This is a genomic window from Variovorax sp. H27-G14 (assembly GCF_046156345.1).
In the GTDB taxonomy this organism is placed as follows: domain Bacteria; phylum Pseudomonadota; class Gammaproteobacteria; order Burkholderiales; family Burkholderiaceae_C; genus Variovorax.
In genome coordinates this window covers 56,526-76,237 of the sequence record NZ_JAYLVN010000025.1, presented here as the reverse complement: position 1 = coordinate 76,237, position 19,712 = coordinate 56,526, and the positions used below count along the sequence as shown (strand labels likewise).

The following is a 19,712-nucleotide window of genomic DNA, read 5'->3' as shown; positions in this document are numbered from 1 at the left end:
TCAATAAAGAAGTCAAGAAAGGAGGAAGACGCTAGAGTTATGCACAGCCGGCTTCCACGATGCCGGCTTCCATCCCCGGGTCAAAGTTCAACCGGCAGGGTGGGTCAAGATTCAACCGGCGCCGACATTCAAGTTCGGCTGCAGTTCCGTTCGAACGCACACACAAATAGCAATGATTGATCACGCGCCCTTGTCGAGAAGGCGCCCTCCGCACTCGCGCCCGCCATGAACAGATCGAAGCACAGCGCCGAGGTGTCAATGCTGCAGGTAGCGTCCCGGCCCATGCCGACAGCATGCCGACTCCCATAGCGTACAGGACACGGACGATCTCCGACGGCGCCAGGCTGCCGCAGCACTGAGCGCGCGCCTGCGATCTTCTTCACGCGCACGAGCCGCATCCCGCTACGCGCCATTACATGTTCGAAATGGGCTTGCGCCTCGGATCGGTTGAGAGTTTGAACGTTTCCTGGAAATGCGGTTGCAAACCGAAGTCGCGCCACATACGCGTGATGGCCGTCTGCCAAAGCCCGGCTGCGCTGGCCATGGTGGGGGTGCTCCAGTGCGTCGCCCCGCGCGGCACGCGCGCCCGTCCTGGCGATCACTGCATCGACGCGGGCATCATCGATGGTTCTAGGCACCGGAGCGTGGCGCATCCAATAGGCCGTCCAAGCGATGTTCGACGAACGGGCGTTTCTCCATTGCAAGACGCTGAACGTATCAGTCGGCTCTCCGCAGTGGCTTGCGACGGCGACGTCGGATCACGGTGCTCGCAAAGGTGACCACGGCCAATGCGATCAGTTGATTCACGAGCTTGGCTGTGGCCTTGCGTGTCTTCTTCTCGACCCTGCGCTGCACGTCTTCGACGCGTGCGAGTTCGTCGCCGTCTACAACCACCTTGTCCGTTCCTGCCTTGGCCTGCAACGCCGCGGTATCCGTGGCTTGTTGCGCCTTGGCAGCCGCCACGGAGCCATGTGCGTCGGCATACACCTTGGTGAATTCCGCACCTAGCAAGAAGATCTGCGCGGCGTAATACACCCACGCCAGAAGTACGACCAGCGAGCCGGCGGCGGCAAAGGATTCGTTGACGCCGCTCTTTCCCAGATACAGCCCGATCAGCACCTTGCCAACCTCGAACAGCACGGCAGTCACCACCGCCCCGATCCACACGTCATGCCATGCGATGGGCGCGCTCGGCATGAACTTGAAGATCATCCCGAACAGCAGCGTGAGGATGCCCAGGGACACCAGCACGTTGATCGACTGCAGCAGCAGTTCCCACCCTGGAAAAAACCCGGTGCTCCAGCTCCCAAAAGCTGCCAGACCCGCGCTCACGATGAGCGAGACCATCAACAAGAACGCCAACCCAAGGATCAGGCCGAACGACAGCACGCGCGCCCGCAGAATGCCCCAGATGCCCTTGGGTTTCACGCGCTCGGGCACGTGCCAGATGCGGTCCAGCGAGCTCTGCAGTTCGGCGAATACCGTGGTCGCACCGACGACCAGAACGACGATGCTCACGCCCCCGGCGACCAGGCCCCGTGAAGGTTCGCTCGCGCTCTTGATCAGGCCTTGCACTGCCAGAGCGCCTTCTCGACCAATCAACCCCGACAACTGCGCCGCGATCTGCCCCTGCACCGCCTCGGCACCGAACAACGCGCCTGCCACGGCGATCACGATCACCAGCAACGGTGCCAGTGAAAACATCGTGTAGTACGAAATGGCTGCGCCCATGCTCGGCGCAAAGTCGTCGATCCACGCCATCACGGCATCCCTGCACAGCCGATACAGCTGAACCAGCTTCGACGACGGAACGGCGGTGGTCACGGTTGCTTCCATTTCTGACGACAAGCGCCCTTATCCCTTACTCCGTGAAGTTGTCCTTGATCAGGTCGACCACATCCGACGACCTCCCGCTGAGCACGGCCTTGGCGGAATACAGCATGGTGCCCGCGACCTGGCTGAACTCCACCTTGGGCGGCATCACCAACTCCGTGCGGTTGACCTTCACATCCAGCAGCGCCGGCCCCGGGTGGGCCAGGAAGGCACGCACGGCATCGGGCAACTGCTCGGCGCGCTCGACCTTCTGGCCGTAGAAGCCGATCACCTCCGCCAGCCGCGCAAAGTCCGGGTTCAGCAAGTCGGTGTAGTTGTCGAGCAGGCCTTCCACCTTCTGCTCGAGCTCCACGAAGTTCAGGCTTGCGTTGTTGTAGACCACGACCTTGATCGGCAGCTTCTCCTGCACCGCGGTCATCAGGTCGCCCAGCAGCATTGCGATGCCGCCGTCGCCGGAGAGGGAAATCACCTGTCGTCCTGGGTAGGCCTTTTGCGCGCCCAGCGCCTGCGGCATCGCGTTGGCCATGGTTCCGTGCAGCAAGCTCACCAGCGTGCGCCGCCGGCCGTTCATGTGCAGGTGGCGCAGCGACCACACCATCGGGCTGCCGCCGTCGGCGGTGAAGATGGCATCGTCGGCCGCGAGTTCATCGATGACATGCGTCAGGTGCTGCGGATGAATAAGCCCTTCCTTGCCGGGGCGCTCATCGCGCCGCAGCGTCTCGACCGCGTCTTTGCGGTGGCGCAGGCATTCGTCCAGAAAGCTTCGGTCACTGCGTTCTTCGAGCAACGGAATCAGCGCCTCGATGGTGTGCGCCACGTCGCCCACCAAGCCCAGCGTGACGGGATGGCGCCGCCCCAGGTGGCTGCCGTCCGTGTCGATCTGCAGAATGGTGGCCTTGGACGGATAGAACTGGCTCCAGGCAAAGTCGGCGCCCAGCAGCAGCAGCGTGTCGCACTCCTGCAGTGCGCGATAGCCCGACTCCACGCCAAAGATGCCGGTCATGCCCATGTTGAACGGGTTGTCGTACTCCACGAAGTCCTTGGCGCGCGAGGTGTGGGCGATCGGTGCCTTCAGGCACTGGCCGAGTGCCAGCAGCATCTCGTGCGCGCCTTCGCAGCCGTGCCCGGCGTAGATGGCAATCTTCTTGCCCTGGCCGAGCAACGCGGCCAGTTGTCCGAGTTCGTTGTCGTTCGGCCGGACCACGGGCGCGGTGCGGTGCACGGCAAAGGTCAGGCCCTCCTTCACCTGGGTCTGCGCAATGTCGCTCGGCAGAATGACGACCGCCACGCCGCCGCGCGACAACGCCGCCTGGGCTGCCAGCGCCGTCACGCGCTGCGCCTGGTCGGCCGAATGCACCTGCGCGCAAAACACGCTGCAACCCGCGTACAGCGATTTGAAATCCACCTCCTGCGGAAAGTCCATGCCCAGTTCGGTCGTGACGATCTGGCTGGCGATCAGCACCATGGGCGCGCGGTTGCGGTTGGCTTCGAAAACCCCGTTGATGAAATGCAGGCCCCCAGGCCCGCACGAGCCGGCGCAGGCGGTGAGCTCGCCCGACAGGTAAGACTCCGCGCCGGCAGCGAAGGCGGCTGCCTCCTCGTGGCGCACATGCACCCACTCGATCCCGCTACGACGAATTGCATCGGTCACATGGTTGAGGGTGTCGCCCACGATGCCATAGCAGCGCTTGACGCCGGCATGCTTGAGGGTTTCGATGACGAGATCGGCGACTTTGCGGTGGGCCATGCTAGCGAGTCTGTTGCTGCGATTCAAAAAGCGTACGGCCCGGGCCTGGAATTCCCGTGGGCGAGATACGGCCATCTCGGTAGGATTTCGCCGCATCGTTACAGAGACCTGCAAAATGCCAAGCCAAGCGCGCCGACAACTGCACACTCACACCGCCGCCTATACGCAACCCCGCCTAGGGCTTCGCGCACCAGGGAACGCCCTCCAGACACGCGTGGGACGACTCTCGCCAAGTTCAAAAGTGCCTTTCAACCGCGCGATTGAAAAATTCTCCAGGCGTTGCACTGAAGAGTTTGCGGAAAGCCGCGATGAACGCCGATAGCGATTCGTAGCCGCAGTCCAGCGCAACATCTGTCACGCGCTCGCCCCGCTCTAGTCCAGGGAGCGCGCCGAGCAACCGCATTCGCAACAACCAAGCGCGATAGGTAAGCCCAGTCTCGCGCATGAAGCGCCGACTCAAAGTTTTTTCCGAAACGCCGAAGCGCTTGCTCCAATCACGCAGGCTGACTTTCTCGCCCGGCCGTGCCTGGACGCTACGACAAAGCTGGCGCAGTTGTGCGTCCGCCGGCATAGGCAGCATGAGGTCGACCTCCTGTGCCGCCGTGAGTTGGTCCAGCAGCACGTTGGCCAAGCGCTCACCCGCGCTTCCGGCTGCGTACTCGACTGGCATCAAGCTGAAAGCGCTGACAAGCTCCCGCAGCAAGGGGCTGACTTCCAACACTCGGCAACGCGCCGGCGATGCGGTGCTTCCTCCTCCATCGATGTACAGGCTGCGAACGCACGTATGTGCGGTCGTCCACACGCGATGGGCGATGCCTGCTGGAATCCAGACGCCACGCTGAGGCGGCGCAACAAAACGACCAGCGCTAGTCTGGACCTCGAGCACCCCTCGGACCGCATAAGCGAATTGAACCCATGGGTGGCGGTGCCGGTAGCCAAGAACGGCGTTGGAAAGCGACTCCGCATGTCCGAACACAGGCCGTGGCAGCGTTCTGAGTTCGGCCAGAACCGCCCTTGAATCTTCTGAATCTTGTCCTTTCGTCAACACTGCACGCTCCCTTATCGTTAGTCCGAAATCCTACCGCGCGATAACCTCGGGTTTTGCACTGCACGAACCCATGAGATCGCTAAGAGCATTGCCCGATAACTCGACTTTTGCACGCTTGGCTAACGCGCCTGTGAGACGTGAGTCATGACCTCCACTTTCGACAGCATCGTCGCCGCCGTGGACATGTCGCCAGAGTCGCCGCAGATCGTCTACCGTGCGGCCATGCTCGCCCTGAAACATGGCGTGGCGCTCAAGGTGATGGATATCAGTTCGCTGGTGGCCCCGTCCCGCGCGCCGAGGGCCTCTGAATTGAAGGCGATTGCAACTTCTGCCGTGGACGGGCTGGGTGTGCTTGCCAACGTACTCCCGGATCGCGCAACCCGCGTCTCGGACATTGCCGAGGCCACCCGGCGAAGCATCGTTGTGCTGAAGCACGAACGGCGCCCTGGGCTTCGCTCGCTCTGGCGCGGTTCGCTGGCAGAGCAACTCATTCGTGTCGGCGACAGCCCCGTGCTTATCCTGAAAGCGCAACCGAATGCGCGCGAGAACTATGAACGCCTGCTGGTGGCGGTGGACCTCTCATACTCGGCAACCCACCTCATAGCCCTTGCATGCCACCTCGAGGAGAACAGCGAACTCCAGATCCTCCATTCCATACGCCCACTGCATTCGAACCCGCTGCGCGATGCGGAGATGCCGGATCGCATCCTGCGCGCCTACCTGCTTCGAAGAAAACTGGAGGCGCACGAGCAACTGCTTCGCATTGCCGGCAGCGCAAGGAGACACAACCGCCGCGTGACGACCGTCTTGCGTGATGGCGATCCCGCCTGGCATGCAACGCTGCAGCAATCGCATGCCGGCGCTGACCTTGTCGTTGTCGGCAAGCGCCGCTCTTGCGCACTGCTCGATCTTTTGTGCGGCAGTGTGGCAAAGCGAATTTTGGTCTGGTGCGCGGCGGACGTCCTCGTCGTTCCCTGCCACTCGCCTCATCCAAAGACTGCGCCGGCGCGCTCATCTGCAATCGCCTCAAACTAGATTCGAGGCACATGTTTCAAAAAATAAGGAAAAACGATGAATAAAGGCGAAGAGAAAAATGGAGTCATTCACAATCCCGGCATCGTTGCGGCCGAAGACCCCGCGACGGGCGAGCCGGACCCCAGCGTTTTAAAAGAAGTGTCGGAACAGGTATCGCGTGCAAATGAAGCGCCTGCCAAGGCGCTCGACGCTGATACAGAACGTCGCCGTGCCAGACTTGCCGACACACGTCCACGGGATGGCGCGGTGACCCAATGGCAGAAGAGGTAAAGCAAGGCGCGCCGCCGTCGCGCCTCGAGCCTCGAGCCTGATCAGCCTTATCGGCGGCCTTCCCGCGCGCACACGCCTCCTGGCCTGCGGCTCGCCCTCATGTCCACGCGAGGGGGATGGCCGAAACCCATGCGGCACGACTAAGACATCGACGCTACTGAGTTTCAGCAGGCGTTCGGCCACGCTGCCGAACATAAGTAAGCGACCGGGCACGGCATCTTGACGTAAGGGCTCGGGGTGCGCCCAACGGCCGCTGTCCTTCGCATTGCTGACGCTTAAGGCCGGGACGCGGCGGGCAGTTCCCGACCCACAGCAGTCGGTCGGCGTTACGAATGGGCTGCCCGATACCTGGCGTTCGGAGCGCGCAATGGCGGGAGACCACTCCCCGCTGCGAAGCAGACGCCCTGGCGAGGTCACACGACCGGCGATGCACGAAACACGGCGGTGACTGTCTCGCGCAGCCAGCGGTGCGCGGGGTCAACGTCGAGCCGGGGATGCCACATGGCCGAGATCACGATTTCAGGTAGCGCCATTGGCAGCTCGAAGACCTCAAGACCCTCGACGAGCGCCGCCGCGCTGGGCCGGTCTGCACGGACCAGGCTGCGCGGCACCTGCGCGACGACGTCTGAATCGCGCGCGATGCGCAGAGCGTCGGGAAAGCCAGCGACCACCGCCACGATCGTGCGTCGCAAGCCAAGTTCCGCCAGGGCATCGTCTACGGGACCATGGACCACCGCCTTGCGCGATGCAACGACATGAAGGCATTGCGCAAAGCTCGCAGCAGTCACCTGAGTGTCCAGCAGCGGGTGGCCGACACGCGCCACGCCGACGAAGCGATCCCGGAAGATGGCGTGGGTTCGTACCTCCGGCCCTGACTTTCCAAGAACGCCGATCTCCAGGTCGACGCGACCGTCGCGAAGCCCGAGCGCGTCCTTGACCAGCCTCGGCACGAATCGAAGTCGAACGCGAGGCGCCGCCCGGATCACTGTTGCCACCAAGGGCGCTGCGAAGAGGGCGACGAATCCTTCGTTCGCTCGCACGACGAACGTGCGCTCCAGCGCTGCGGGGTCGATCTCGGTAGTCTCCCGGCCGAGTAGTGCGCGGGCGTCCCGAGCGACTTCTCGCACCTGTTCTCGCATGGCAAGCGCCCGTGGGGTCGGCACCAGACCGACGCCCGCGCGAACGAGAAGCGGGTCTCCCGTCATCGAGCGCAGCCGCGCCAGGGTACGGCTCATCGCCGAGGCGCTCAGGCCGAGCCGTCGCGCCGCGCCCGTCACGCTGCCCTCCGTGAGCAAGGCGTCCAGCGCAGGCAGAAGGTTCAAGTCAACGTCGTTCATGGCCGAGTTTGTCCGAGATCGACATGGCGTCGAGTGCAACTTGATTGTGCAGGCTGTACGTCTGGTCCCGTGCGGGGCCCACTTTCATACTTCGTGCACACCACTCCGCAAGACAGCAATGAACACTTCGAATTCCTTGACCCCTTCGATTCTCCTAGTCGGCGCATCGCGCGGCCTTGGCCATGCGATGGCCGACGAGTTCGTGAAGCGGGGATGGCAGGTCGTCGGCACGGTTCGCGGCGACGCCCGCACCGAGCTGGATGACCTCGCCGATCAACACCCCGACCAACTCACTGTCGAATCCGTAGACATCACCGTTCCGGATCAGCTTGTCGCCCTGCGTGAACGACTTGCTCCGCATCGCTTCGATGCGTTGTTCGTCAACGCGGGCACCGAGAACCGGCGTGCGGAAGACACGATCTTCGACATCTCGACCGAGGAGTTCATCCATGTCATGGTGACCAACGCGCTCAGCCCCATGCGCGCCATCGAGACGCTCGAGGGACTCGTCGACGACGCCGGATTGATCGGCATCATGTCGTCCGGGCAGGGTAGCGTGGCCAGCAACGAGAAGGGTGGCCACGAGCTCTATCGCGGGTCAAAGGCGGCGCTGAACATGTTCATGCGCAGCTATGCCGCTCGCCACGTGGGGAGCCCTCGATCGCTTCTGCTGATGGCGCCCGGCTGGATTCGCACCGCGCTGGGCGGCCCGAGCGCGCCCTTCTCGATGGAGGAAACCATTCCGGACATCGTCGACGTCGTCATCGAGCAGCAGGGCAAGTCCGGTTTGCACTATGTCGATCGCAAGGGAAAGGCGGTGTTGTGGTGAGCGCGACAGGAAGGCGGAACTCCATGCCTGCCGACGACGCAGCCGCACAGCCCGAGCCCTCCTCAACGAAGCTGATCGGCATCGAGGAGCACTTCCTGACCGCCGAAGTTCGAGATGACTGGCACGCGCTCGGCCCGGCCGCCATCGATCCCAGCGTCGCTTTCCATTCAGGAGCGATCGAAGGTCGGCTCCTCGACCTTGCGGAGCAGCGACTTGCCTTGATGGACGAGACGGGCCTCGACGTCCAGGTGCTGTCGCTCACGACGCCTTCGCTGCACGACCTCGGGCCTGAGAGCGTCTACATAGCCAGGCGAATCAACGACGCGTTGGCCGAAGCCGTTGCACGTCATCCGACGCGCCTGCAGGCATTCGCGACGCTACCAGTCGCACAGCCGGAAGATGCGGCGCGCGAACTGGAACGCTGCATCGAATCGCTGGGCTTCACCGGCACCATGCTATGCGGACGAGTCGGCGCGCGCCATCTCGACCACCCTAACTTCGCGCCGATCTTCGAGTCGGCTGTGAAGCTCGGCGTACCGATCCTGATTCATCTGCGAACACCGCCGATGCCCGTGCGGGAGGCCTATTACTCGGGCTTCAGTCCGACGGTGTATGCCGCGTTCGCCACGTTCGGCCTCGGATGGCACTATGACGCCGGCATCCAGTTCATCCGTCTCCTGCTCGCGGGCACGTTCGTATCGCCTTCCGGGTCTGCAGCTAATTCTGGGGCACTGGGGCGAACTGGTGCTGTTCTATGCGGAGCGGCTCGCCGCCATGGATCGGTTCACCGGCCTCGAGCAGCCCATCGTGACCTACCTCCGCCGCAATCTCTACGTTACCGCCAGCGGCATGTTCCTGCCGCATTACCTAGAGCGGGCGGCCGCAGTCGTCGGACATGAGCGGCTGCTCTTCCCGACCGACTTTCCATATCAGTACCATTCCGGCGGAGACGCCAGGAGGTTCCTCGACGCCTGCGGTCTGGCCGGGGCCGACAAGGCAGCCTTCGCTCATGGCAACTAGCTTCGATTGACGGCAAAGGCCGTCGCCTGACGACCTCGTCGACTTTATGCATCCGTGCCCCGCCAGCAAGACCGATCTCGGTTGGCACTTGCGGTTAAACACTGCTTCGCAGAGGGAGCAGACTCCCTTCGCGAGGTTGTCGAGTGTCGCCCTGTGAACCTCGCCCAACGGCTCGAGCTCGGCGCCGGCGGCGCCGGACCACGACGCCAGTGTCGTACGCGGAGTGTGCACGCCGGAGCGCGCATTAATCGTCTCTTGGCGGTAGTTCGGAATGTGGTCGACGAAGCGGCTGACCAAGACGTGCGCGACCAGGCCGGGCGCCGGCATGCCCTTGGCGATCAGTTGCGGGTCGACCGGCGTCTGGATCAACGTCTGGCAGCACCTGCACACCCACTTGCCGCGGACGTGGCGATGAGTGATGGGCCCGGGCCCCACCGAACACCTGCACGACCTGCGCGAGCAACCGCTCGGCGCCGACGCGCATGTCCATTGGTTCGACAGAGAGCCACAAGGCATCGATGCGGATCACCGGAGAATCTCGCGGGCCCAGGCCGCGCATTGCGCCGCCGCCGTCATCGGCCAGGTCGACTTCATCGTCAGCGAGCCCCGGCGAAATTCGATCTCGATGGTGGCCCCATTCGTTGATTGCTCCACCATGACCGGCACGAAGCCCACCGTGTCGCCGGCACGCGCTGCGGCGGCGTCCCTCACCTGGTCGAGCGCCGCGCTTGCCGCCTGGCGTCGTTCGCGCTCGAGTCGCCGCCATCCGTGAACCAGGTTGGCATTGACGCCGTGGGCCATGGCCACCTTCGCCACCGATGCGCCGGGCCGCTCGCATTCGGCCAGCACCATGGCCTTCAATTCCGGGCTGCGCTCCAGGCGCCGTCTCTTGGACGCCGTAGTCATCATGTCCATTCGCGATTGTTCGTGGACGCTATCGTTACGGGGTCAGCGGGCCGGTTCAAGATGCCATGGCTGGCCGGTTACGTAGCATTGGTCAAGGCGCAGTTGGGGCCGGCTGTCTGATTGCTTGGAGCGTACGACCACGAGTTATTACCTGCGCGCGCGTTGCTGCGCGTGCCAAGGGCCGATTTGCCGAACGCACTCTTGGAAGCAGTTGTCCTGCATCTCCAAGAGCGGTTTAAAATTCCTACATTTAAGGCTTAGCCCTGGTCAGCGACGTTCGCGCTTATTCCTCAGATATTGGGTGATCAGGTCTGAGAGGTTTGCTATCCGACGCAGTTCGCAACCGAGAACAAAGTTTGAAACCACACTCTTGAGCAACATCAAGGTAAACCTTTATGGCCTAAAAGATTCGTTTGAATGACGAGCAGTGGCAAAAGCTACTAGCTTTAAAATCCGCTCCGCGGTTGTCTCGTGGGGCTAGAGCTATTGCAGAACCAGCGAAGTCTTCAAGTCGGCTGAGTTCGCACGGTCTAATCGCCGTTGACATGGATGGACATGAGTACCTCACAGACCAAGGTTTGTCTCGCGTAAACCAAGGCCGCTAGGATTTTAACCAAAAAATCCTGATTTCCTAAATGCTAATTTCTAAGGTTTGAGAGTTTAACCACATCAGAAAGGTGAATTGGCCAATTTCAATTATGTCAGTACAGCAATAGGGATCGGAATAGTTATCGCGAGCGCGCCAAGTTGCCGACCCGAGCTTGCGAGCATCACTCATTTTTAACGAGCACGTCCATAGGCTCTCGTTTCAACAACCGCCCTGTCTCTGTCAACTGCAAAGTGCGCCCTGGCGCGCAGCTCTGCTCGTCCTGCCCGCCCTGTTCTACGCAATAGCCCCAGCCTCAAGCTTAGTGGCACGTCGAGGGCCAAATGGGGGTCCAAATCACTGAGAGCCCTTTGGTGCTTGGCGTCTGGCGCACGGCGCCGCAGCGCACGAACAACCTCGGCATCCTCGCGGTGGCTTGGATTGCGACCAGCCTCGCACTGCACGGCCTGCTAACCCTTTTCCGGCACCGACCTCAGGCTTTGATTGCTGCGCAGAAGAAGTTTCTCGCTAGCCGTTTGGGTGACCTGTTCATGCTCGCGGGCGTGGTGTGCATTGGATGGTCGTACAGAACCCTTGAGATCGATCGGGCGGTCGCCGTCGCTCAAAACTTGTTTGCGCAAGTCAATCTTGGAGCGCAACTGCCCGACCTCGCAATGGCCGCAGCGTTGTGCTTGGCAGTGAGCGCCCTGCTTAAATGCGCCCAGCCACCTGTGCTCGGCTGGCTCATTTAGGTCATGGAGGCGTCCACGCCAGTGTCGGCACTTCTTCACGCGGGCGTTGTGAATCTGGGCCGATTCATGCTGCTGCGCGTGGGCATTCTTCTTGCGGGCGTTCCCTCCGCCCAGACATTGCTAGTGGTCGTCGGCAGTCCCAGGCCTCAACGAATTGCTCGACGGTTAATTGCCAATTACCAGGATAGAACCATGTGATCTTCAATCGACCCAAGAAGCCCTCGCAAGCCGCATTGTCGGGTGAACAGGTTTTGCAAGACATCGAACGCGTCAGCTCGGCATCCGCGGTGCGTGCCAGCCATCCAAGCCAGCGGTGTGGGCGCCGTGATCCGAATGAACAGGCTGACTGGTGCTGTGGATCGTTTCGATGGCGGCATTCAGCATCGTGTTGAGCTGCGTCTGGACGCATGCCAACTGTGACCACCTTGCCATCGAAGCAGTCGATTCAGGGCGACAAGTACACCTTGCCCCGCAGGAATGTGGAACTGCGAGATGTCGGGGAGCTATTTATCGATGCGAGTACCGACTAGACGCCATGGCCTTTTCGGATCCGGAGAGACTCGCTTGAATCGCGTGCGCTATGCAGGGTGATCCAGTTCTATCCATGCTGGGGCATGGTCGCTGGCCCCTTCCAGACCACGCGCGGCTTTGTCAACGCCAGCGGATACCAGCCGCGGCAGAAGCGCTTTGCTTACCAGAAGATGATCGATGCGCAAGCCCGCATCACGTGGCCACCTGTTGCGAAGGTAGCTCCAATACGTGTACGGGGTCGCCTGGCCCCGCTTAGGCTTGAGCGCGTCAGTCCACCCCTGCTTCATCAATTTTCCGAACGCTGCGCGCGGCTCTGGCTGCAAAAGCGCGTTGTCTTTCCAAGACGCTGGCGAATAGATGTCGTCGTCCGTGGGGACGACATTGAAGTCCCCTGCTAGCACTACAGGATGGCCGGACCGGATTAGTGTCGACGCATGGCTATGCAGGCGATCAAACCAAGCCATCTTGTAGTCGAATTTCGGGCCCGGCCAGGGATTGCCGTTAGGAAGGTAGAGGCACGCCACCACGATGCCATTGACAGCTGCTTCTAGGTAACGACTCTGCTTGTCCGCCGCGTCGCCTGGTAGCTGTCGGCGTATTTCCAAAGGGGTGAACCCTCGAGCAAGGATTGCTACGCCATTCCATGTTTTCTGCCCTTGCACAAGCGCCTCATAGCCCAGGGCGGCGAGCTCTTCATAAGGAAAATTCGATTCGACGCATTTCAGCTCCTGTAGGCAAACCACGTCGGGCTTGGTCACTTCAAGCCACGCGCGCAACTGAGGAAGTCGCGCGACAACGTTGTTGATGTTGTAGGTGGCTACGCGCACGATCCGCTTTGCGCACCGCCTAAGCAGCCTTGCGCTTGGCTGCAGGTGAGGCCTTTTTCGCCGCAGCCTTGCGGGCTGGTCGCTTGTCCTTTCCGTCGGTCTTCGCCGAAGCCGTGCCCTTCGCGGGAGCCTTTGCGCTCTTCCCGCTTTTCAAACTTCGCGCGAGCAGCTCGGTCAAATCAATGATCTGCGCGGAATCGCCGGGGGACTCTTCCTCTGGTTGGATCACCGTCTCGGTGTGACCGGCCTTGACCTTCTTGTCGACGATCTTCATCACCGCGTGCTTGAACTCGTCCTTGAAGTCGTCGGGATTCCACTTGCCCGACATGTCGCCGACCAGTTGCTCGGCCATCTTCATCTCGGCGGCGGTGACGTTGGCGCCCTTGACACCGGCCGCAGGCAGGTCGAGCCCTTCGAGCGTCTTCACTTCGTCGCCCCAGCGCAGGAGGTTTAAAACAAGCGCTTTGCCCGAAGGCACCAACACGGCCAAGTGCTGCTTTGTCGCGATCACCACCTTGGAAAGGCCGACCTTGCCGGTCTTGATGAGCACCTCGCGCAGCAGCGCATAAACCTTCTGACCCTTGTTGATCGGCGCGACGTAGTAGGGGCGCTCCAAGAATACGAACGGAATTTCGTTGGCGTCGATGAAGCGCTGGATCTCGATGGTCTGCGTGGTGCGCGGATACACCGCCTCGATCTCTTCGGGGGAGATCACCACGTATTTGCCGTCCTCGTATTCCACGCCCTTGACGATGTTGTCCTTGTCTATCTCCTTGCCCGTCTTCTTGTTGATGCGCTTGTAGCCCACGGGGTCCATGCTGCGCTTGTCGAGCCAGTCGAAGTCGACTCCCTGCTCGATGCTGGCAGTGTGCAAGCCCACGGGAATGTGGACGAGGCCGAACGTGATCGCGCCCTTCCACAGGGTTCTGCTGCTGGTGGCCATGGAAATCCTTGTTAAAAAACGATCAGTTGACCGCCCTCCAGCGGCCATTACTGAGGTACTGGCTTGGCAGACGGGGCGGCGCCGCCAGCGGTGGACCCACTGCCGAACTTACCGGGCTCACCGTCACGGGTCGCCTTGCCGTCGCCGATGGAAGCTGGCGGCTTGCCTGTCTGGGTGCGCGCCCTCGCTGTGCTCTCGTCGGTGATGATCTTTCCACTTTCGCCGAATCCGCCAGTGGGCGGCCGTACCGCCGGCGCCTTTTGCGCGTCACTGGAAATTGGCGCAGCGGTTCCCTTGGGATTACCAGTGGACTGAGCAATCGCCTGACCTGCAGTAGCTGCTCCCAAGACGCAGCAAACGAACGTTTGGCCAGCCGTGTGGAGTAATGAGTTTTTCATACCCTCCGGTGTCGGTCTATCAATGAACGGGCGACGTAGGAAAGTCAGGTGTTTGCGCGTGAGCAAGGCCGCTCCCTTCGAGTTTCGGATATAGGGCTTAAGCCTCTTCCAGACACGTCGCACTTCCCATCTTCCCCGCCCTACACCTTTCGAACTAGTCGCGAGCTTGGCCAGACTGTCCTTCAAATCGCACTACTTCGTCTTCGACAGGCCGCGGATGTTCAGCGCCGCGAGACATACTTGCAGGGCGATGAGCGCATAGGCCGACGTGTGCATGCCCCAGACGGTCCAAGCCACATTGCTGAGGAGGAACACCCAGAAACCGATGTTCCTGCGATGCTCCCTCGTGGATGCGACAAGCCACGCCGCAAGCAGAGACAGTGCGAATGCTGCCCATTGAATCAGATCGAGAGTCTCGTCCATTGCTTCCCTAACTATCTACGCTTCTTAAATTTCCAAACCGGTGTGCAGTGCGGGGGATGCCGACCCATCGAAATGCGATGAGCGCTGAGTCTTCATCGTGGACGGGCTATCTGTCGCTTGCCAGAGGCCGCAACCGTGAGATTGTAAGCAAACCACAGCGACGCGATCTAAGACTGGGCTGTGTAGGAGTGCAGACGTCATAGAAATCATCTTTTTTCTGAGTCTGTACCCGTTCATAGAACTCATGAGGCAACGACCTCCAAAGGGAATTGGCTGTTTACTTTTTGAAACGGTTCCGCACTTTAAATTCTAGAGAAAAATTTGACTGCATACAGGGCAAAAGGCCATGGAAGGCTTTCAGAAGGAAAAGGTGGAGATTGATATGCCAGGCAATCGAAAAATATGTCGCACGATTTTCTGAACTGCCGCATTCCCACTCATGGCAGTTGCTCCATTTGCATTCGGGCTTCTAGTTTCCATAGCGCATTTAATTGCAATGCCAGGCTTGTTCTTATGGGAAAACTCGCAGGAAAGAAAACTAACCCGTCACCTCAAAACACTTTCAAGCAAAGAGGTTAAATAATGAACAACCCTCGCCGGCAATCTCGCCGCCGTGGACCCGGAGGCGAATTTTGGTTGCTCGTTGCAGTTTTGACGCTGCTGGCGACGATCGCGCTTTTACATCTCGCCGTCATGAGAGAGCGTGACTCGGGCCTGACACCAGTTGATGCGCACACATTTTTAAAACTCTTCACAGTTCCGAGCGCGACGCCATCGGTTAGCACCGCTGGCTCGCCAAACTAGGAGACAAGTTTGGAACAACAACCACGACAACCACGCGACCTTCGTTCGGCTACCTCTCAAAAGGCGGCGTTCGTTCTGAACACGAACCCTTTGCAAATCGAGGCGCGAGTGGAAGTCACGCCGAGAGGTTTGTTGGCAATCGCCGTGCTGGTTGCCGGCATTCTTCTAACGACAGCCGCAGTCGTTCGCGCTGCAAAGACCGGCCACTAGGTCCGCGGTCGGAGGTGTGAAAGGGCGGATGCACGAGGGCGGCGTCGCTACCTGATCGCCTAAGGGCCGAAAATCTCTAGACATGCGCAGCTTGACCAAAGCCAGCCGATGTCGGCACTGCAAGTACACGCAAGCCTGGACGCTTGCCTAGGCTCCAGGCCTTTGGCGGCCTAGACGCACTGGACGGCCGATCCTCATCCGACCTTGTAAGTGGTCGTGTGGACTGATGAAAGCTCATGGTCCGGCACCGCTTCCATCCGAATCGCCGGGACCCGCGTCAGCGTGCCGACGAGCTTCGTTTGCAGCGGCATGCAGGCTGTTTGCCGTTTGGGCGGCAGCGTCCGCAGTCATCGTCACAGCTACTCCATCAGGACCGTCCAGAACCACCACGCCATCGACCGCCGTGGCGACGCCAGCGTCTTCACGAGGCTTGAGCGCGGACTTGTTATCCATCATGAGACTCTCCAATGTGTCCAACCGCCTGCGCGGCCACGTGAGCATTCAAATAAAGGTATCCGGGTTCGAACAAGCCAGCTTTCACCAGCCCCGCGAGGTCAAGGATCTGGACTTGTGATGAGCGAACCTGGCATAGCCCCATCTCGCGCAGGTCTCGCAGGACGCGATTGACGTGCACGTTCGTCAAACTGCACACCTCGCCGATGTCCGACTGCGTCATCGGGAGCGAGAACCCATGGCCGCGTGACCGACCGACCGCAAGGAGCCGGGCATGGGTCTCGCAGAAAAAGTGAGCCACACGCTGCAACGCCGTGAGGCTGGAAAGTCGATAAATCCACTGCCGATGCTGCGCGGCATCGAGCATCGTGATGAACCAGAGGCGCCTAGCCAGCGCGGCGTCATCAATCAGGATTTTCTCCAACGCGTCATGCGTAAAAACCGCGACGCTCACATCGGTGAGCGCGCCCACGTCGTGATCTAGCTGCTTCAATGTGAACGCATGCAGGTCCACGAAGTCGCCCGGTACATGCACGGCCACAAGGTGTCGTTTGCCGTCGAGCGCGTCCACGTGCCGCGTCATGAAACCTTCGACAAGCAGCAAGCTCACTTGGACCTGCGTGTCCTGACGCACCGCTGTCTCACCCGCGCGAAATGTTCGGACGCTGGCGATCGCCGCCTCCAGCCGGCCCCGCTCGGCGTCGGACAGTGAGGTGGTGCGGTTCAGGAGTACGGACTTTGTCTGCATAGATCGGGCGAGGGCGCCATCGTGCGACATGTTTTTCGTCGCTGCATTAACCCAGATTAAGTTTGGACCTGAATTTGCAGCTTGCGGTGCAGATGGATTGCGTCCTACAGAAAAAGGCGCACTGCGGTCCATACCCTGCGCAACGCCCGCCTTCCCCGTACCTCCTTAAAGAACACCCCACCATGGCCAAGAAAGACACCCCCGAACTCGTCGCGGCACGTGCCGCGGCGCGCAACACCGACAGCGCGCCTTCGCAACCGGCACCGCCTGCGGCGGGTGCGGGCGACGCACCCGCCCAGAAAGCAATCGACACCCAAGCTATGGCCGCTGGCATGCCTGCCAACGTAAACAAGGCGTTGGAATACGGCGCGGCTAACGCGGCGGTCAGTCCGGCCGGGGTGACGGTCGCACCGCCGTCGCGGCTGCCCGGTGCGAGCACGCTGTCAGAGATCAACGATTCCGACAAAACGGGCTCCGTAGTTCCGGAGGGTCTCAACGCCGCGATCGGGACGCTCGACCGCGTGCGTGTCGACTCGACCGGCCAAGTGCTCACCACCAACCAAGGCGTGCCCCTTGCCGACAACCAGAACTCTCTCAAGGCAGGCGCGCGCGGGCCAGCCTTGCTCGAAGACTTCATCCTGCGCGAGAAAATCACCCACTTCGACCATGAGCGCATTCCGGAGCGCATCGTTCACGCGCGCGGCTCGGGCGCCCATGGTTTCTTCGAGGCCTACGAGCCGCTGACCAAGTACACCAAGGCCGCGCCATTCAAGGAGGCCGGCAAGGTCACGCCGGTGTTCGTGCGCTTCTCTACGGTGGCCGGTGAACGCGGCTCCAAGGACACCGCGCGCGATGTGCGCGGCTTTGCCGTGAAGTTCTATACCGACGAAGGAAACTGGGACCTGGTGGGCAACAACATACCGGTGTTCTTCATTCAGGACGCGATGAAGTTCCCCGACCTCGTGCACGCGGTGAAGCCGGAGCCGCACAACCAGATGCCGCAGGCAGCCAGCGCGCATGACACCTTCTGGGACTTTGTGTCGCTCATGCCAGAGTCCACGCACATGCTCATGTGGCAGATGTCCGATCGCGCCATTCCGCGCAGCTACCGAATGATGCAAGGCTTTGGCGTTCACACCTTCCGCCTGGTGAACGAGGCAGGCGAGAGCTTTCTGGTGAAGTTCCATTGGCAGCCCAAGCTCGGCACGCATTCGCTGGTGTGGGAAGAGGCCGTCAAGATCTCTGGGGCGGACCCGGACTTTCATCGCCGCGACCTGTGGGAGGCTATCGAAGCTGGCGAGTATCCCGAGTGGGAGCTGGGCCTGCAGATCTTCACGGAAGAGCAGGCGGAGCAGTTCAGCTTCGACATCCTCGATGCGACCAAGCTCATTCCCGAAGAGCTGGTGCCTGTGCAGATCGTTGGGCGCATGGTGCTCAACCGCAACCCGGACAACTTCTTTGCCGAGACGGAGCAGGTGGCGTTCTGCACGGCGCACATCGTGCCGGGCCTGGACTTCACCAACGACCCGCTGCTGGCGGGGCGCATTCACTCTTACGTCGATACGCAGATCAGCCGCCTGGGCGGGCCCAACTTTCACGAGCTGCCGATCAACGCACCGATAGCGCAGGTGCACAACAACCAGCGTGACGGCATGCACCGCCAAGCTATCAACCGTGGCCGCGTTGCCTACGAGCCGAACTCATTGGCAGGCGGCTGCCCCTTCCAAGCAGGCGCAGCACAGGGCTTCATGAGCGTGGCCCGGCGCATCGACGCCACAGAAAGCGCAGACAAGGTGCGGATCAAGCCCGAGAAATTCGCAGACCACTACACGCAGGCGCGGCTGTTCTTCGAGAGCCAGACCGACGTCGAGAAGGCACACATCGGCAATGCGTTTCGCTTCGAGTTGTCCAAGGTCACAGTGCCTGCAATCCGACAGCGCGTCGTCGCCAGCTTGTTGAACGCGGCGCCCGACCTCGCCCAGCGGGTGGCACAGGACCTCGGCATGGATCTGCCTGCACCTCTGTCCAAAGCGCTCGAAACGCCGGCCGCGCCTGAGGTGGAGGCATCGCCGGCGCTGTCCCTGATGGCGCGGCCTGGTGACGGCGGCATTCGCACGCGCAAGGTAGCCGTGCTGATCGACCATGGCGTCGAAGGCGCATCCTTGCAGAAGCTGGTTTCGTCCCTTTTTGCAGCGGGTGCAATTCCGCGTTTGATTGCAGCTCGGCTCGGCACCTACGTCGGCGCAGGCGGAGAGAAGTTCGAAGCCGATGCGACGATGGAAAACTCACCGGGCTTCCTCTTTGACGCGCTGGTACTGCCTGACGGCGCTAAGGCGGTCGAGGCGCTCGACGCAGACGCTCACACTCTCGAATTCCTGCGCGACCAATATTGGCACTGCAAGACCATTCTGGCTTTCGGCGCCTCGGAGGCCCTGCTGGGCGAAGCCCAAATCCCGCTGACGATGCCTGACGGCGCAGTGGACCCTGGTCTCATCCTGGTCGATGCTGCAGGGGCAGACGAGGGCATTGCGTCCTTCATTGCCGCGATGGGCGCGCACCGTCACTTTGGGCGTGAAAACGACCCGCCAAAAGTCTAATCGAGCAATACCTCGCCCCCTTAGGGAGGCGAGCCAACCAAGGAGCAAATGATGAAGCAAAGTGGTGGTCAAACGCAGATGTCGCCGGTGAACATTGACCAAGCCCGGGCCGTGGGTCAGGACAGCCCGGTGGAGGGAAGCCAAATGGGGCGGGAAGCAAACAAGCCGCACGGCTACCCTGGTGAAGTCGAACAGACCAACGTGGAAAGTTCGCCGGCCGATGGGTCCAATGAAGGCCAGGCCGATTCGACCGTGTCCCCATTGGGCAATGACACGCCCGATGACGCGATCCGACGGGCCGCCTACGAAGCATATTTGCGGCGCAACGGCGGACCAGGCGATGAGACGAGCGATTGGCTGGAGGCCGAGGCGCAGGTGCGCAGCAGCAGCGGTGCATAGCAAGCAATATTTCCTC

16 protein-coding genes and 4 pseudogenes are annotated in these 19,712 nt (G+C 61.4%); 8 read left to right on the top strand and 12 right to left on the bottom strand.

Annotated elements, in window-relative coordinates:
- Positions 1-439 precede the first annotated feature (439 nt).
- From VLK31_RS32785 to VLK31_RS32770, 4 genes and pseudogenes are all read right to left on the bottom strand, one after another.
- Positions 440-684, bottom strand: a pseudogene (locus VLK31_RS32785) (IS630 family transposase); the annotation flags it as partial.
- A 33-nt stretch (positions 685-717) separates the two neighbouring features.
- Positions 718-1,824, bottom strand: a complete 1,107-nt coding sequence (locus VLK31_RS32780; protein WP_409172663.1) for a YihY/virulence factor BrkB family protein — start codon at positions 1,822-1,824, stop codon at positions 718-720.
- Positions 1,825-1,861: 37 nt separating this feature from the next.
- Positions 1,862-3,580, bottom strand: coding sequence for a thiamine pyrophosphate-dependent enzyme (locus tag VLK31_RS32775; protein ID WP_409172662.1), 1,719 nt, complete (start codon positions 3,578-3,580; stop codon positions 1,862-1,864).
- Positions 3,581-3,815: 235 nt separating this feature from the next.
- Positions 3,816-4,556 (bottom strand): AraC family transcriptional regulator, encoded by a 741-nt coding sequence (locus tag VLK31_RS32770; protein WP_409172668.1) that lies wholly within the window; start codon positions 4,554-4,556, stop codon positions 3,816-3,818.
- Positions 4,557-4,772: 216 nt separating this feature from the next.
- Here VLK31_RS32770 and VLK31_RS32765 point away from each other — a divergent pair, with 216 nt between their 5' ends.
- Together VLK31_RS32765 and VLK31_RS32760 are read left to right on the top strand one after the other, a co-directional pair.
- Entirely contained in the window at positions 4,773-5,663 is an 891-nt protein-coding gene (locus VLK31_RS32765) for a universal stress protein (protein WP_409172661.1), read from the top strand.
- Between the two features lie 36 nt (positions 5,664-5,699).
- Complete coding sequence (locus VLK31_RS32760) at positions 5,700-5,933, top strand: hypothetical protein (protein WP_409172660.1); 234 nt, start codon at positions 5,700-5,702, stop codon at positions 5,931-5,933.
- Between the two features lie 413 nt (positions 5,934-6,346).
- Here the strand turns inward: VLK31_RS32760 and VLK31_RS32755 are convergent, their stop codons facing one another.
- Positions 6,347-7,270 carry a LysR family transcriptional regulator gene (locus VLK31_RS32755; protein WP_409172659.1) on the bottom strand — a complete coding sequence of 308 codons (924 nt, stop codon included), beginning with the start codon at positions 7,268-7,270 and terminating at the stop codon, positions 6,347-6,349.
- Positions 7,271-7,388: 118 nt separating this feature from the next.
- Between VLK31_RS32755 and VLK31_RS32750 the strand changes: the two genes are divergently transcribed.
- The 3 genes and pseudogenes from VLK31_RS32750 to VLK31_RS32740 all read left to right on the top strand — a co-directional run.
- Positions 7,389-8,099 carry an SDR family oxidoreductase gene (locus VLK31_RS32750; protein ID WP_409172658.1) on the top strand — a complete coding sequence of 237 codons (711 nt, stop codon included), beginning with the start codon at positions 7,389-7,391 and terminating at the stop codon, positions 8,097-8,099.
- Positions 8,100-8,122: 23 nt separating this feature from the next.
- A pseudogene (locus tag VLK31_RS32745) lies at positions 8,123-8,593 on the top strand (amidohydrolase family protein); the annotation flags it as partial.
- 118 nt (positions 8,594-8,711) lie between these two features.
- Positions 8,712-9,056, top strand: a pseudogene (locus VLK31_RS32740) (hypothetical protein); the annotation flags it as partial.
- Here the strand turns inward: VLK31_RS32740 and VLK31_RS32735 are convergent.
- Positions 8,967-9,446 (bottom strand): transposase, encoded by a 480-nt coding sequence (locus VLK31_RS32735; RefSeq protein ID WP_409172667.1) that lies wholly within the window; start codon positions 9,444-9,446, stop codon positions 8,967-8,969. The pseudogene VLK31_RS32740 and the gene VLK31_RS32735 overlap by 90 nt on opposite strands.
- 198 nt (positions 9,447-9,644) lie before the next feature.
- Positions 9,645-10,034: a transposase gene (locus VLK31_RS32730; protein WP_409172657.1), complete on the bottom strand. Its 390-nt coding sequence runs from the start codon at positions 10,032-10,034 to the stop codon at positions 9,645-9,647.
- Positions 10,035-10,985: 951 nt separating this feature from the next.
- Between VLK31_RS32730 and VLK31_RS32725 the strand changes: the two genes are divergently transcribed.
- Entirely contained in the window at positions 10,986-11,363 is a 378-nt protein-coding gene (locus tag VLK31_RS32725) for a proton-conducting transporter membrane subunit (RefSeq protein ID WP_409172656.1), read from the top strand.
- Between the two features lie 136 nt (positions 11,364-11,499).
- Here the strand turns inward: VLK31_RS32725 and VLK31_RS32720 are convergent.
- The 5 genes and pseudogenes from VLK31_RS32720 to VLK31_RS32700 all read right to left on the bottom strand — a co-directional run.
- Positions 11,500-11,866, bottom strand: a pseudogene (locus VLK31_RS32720) (IS3 family transposase); the annotation flags it as partial.
- Between the two features lie 75 nt (positions 11,867-11,941).
- The gene (locus VLK31_RS32715; protein ID WP_409172655.1) at positions 11,942-12,721 is read right to left on the bottom strand and encodes an exodeoxyribonuclease III; all 780 of its coding nucleotides are present in this window, start codon (positions 12,719-12,721) and stop codon (positions 11,942-11,944) included.
- A 19-nt stretch (positions 12,722-12,740) separates the two neighbouring features.
- Complete coding sequence (locus VLK31_RS32710; RefSeq protein ID WP_409172654.1) at positions 12,741-13,664, bottom strand: Ku protein; 924 nt, start codon at positions 13,662-13,664, stop codon at positions 12,741-12,743.
- 590 nt (positions 13,665-14,254) lie between these two features.
- On the bottom strand, positions 14,255-14,485 hold the full coding sequence (locus VLK31_RS32705) for a hypothetical protein (protein ID WP_409172653.1): 231 nt from the start codon (positions 14,483-14,485) through the stop codon (positions 14,255-14,257).
- Positions 14,486-15,944: 1,459 nt separating this feature from the next.
- Positions 15,945-16,730: a Crp/Fnr family transcriptional regulator gene (locus VLK31_RS32700; RefSeq protein WP_409172652.1), complete on the bottom strand. Its 786-nt coding sequence runs from the start codon at positions 16,728-16,730 to the stop codon at positions 15,945-15,947.
- 152 nt (positions 16,731-16,882) lie between these two features.
- Here VLK31_RS32700 and VLK31_RS32695 point away from each other — a divergent pair, with 152 nt between their 5' ends.
- Together VLK31_RS32695 and VLK31_RS32690 are read left to right on the top strand one after the other, a co-directional pair.
- A complete protein-coding gene (locus tag VLK31_RS32695; protein ID WP_409172651.1) occupies positions 16,883-19,297 on the top strand; it encodes a catalase in 2,415 nt (804 codons plus the stop codon).
- Positions 19,298-19,345: 48 nt separating this feature from the next.
- Entirely contained in the window at positions 19,346-19,696 is a 351-nt protein-coding gene (locus VLK31_RS32690) for a DUF2934 domain-containing protein (RefSeq protein ID WP_409172650.1), read from the top strand.
- Positions 19,697-19,712: the final 16 nt, after the last annotated feature.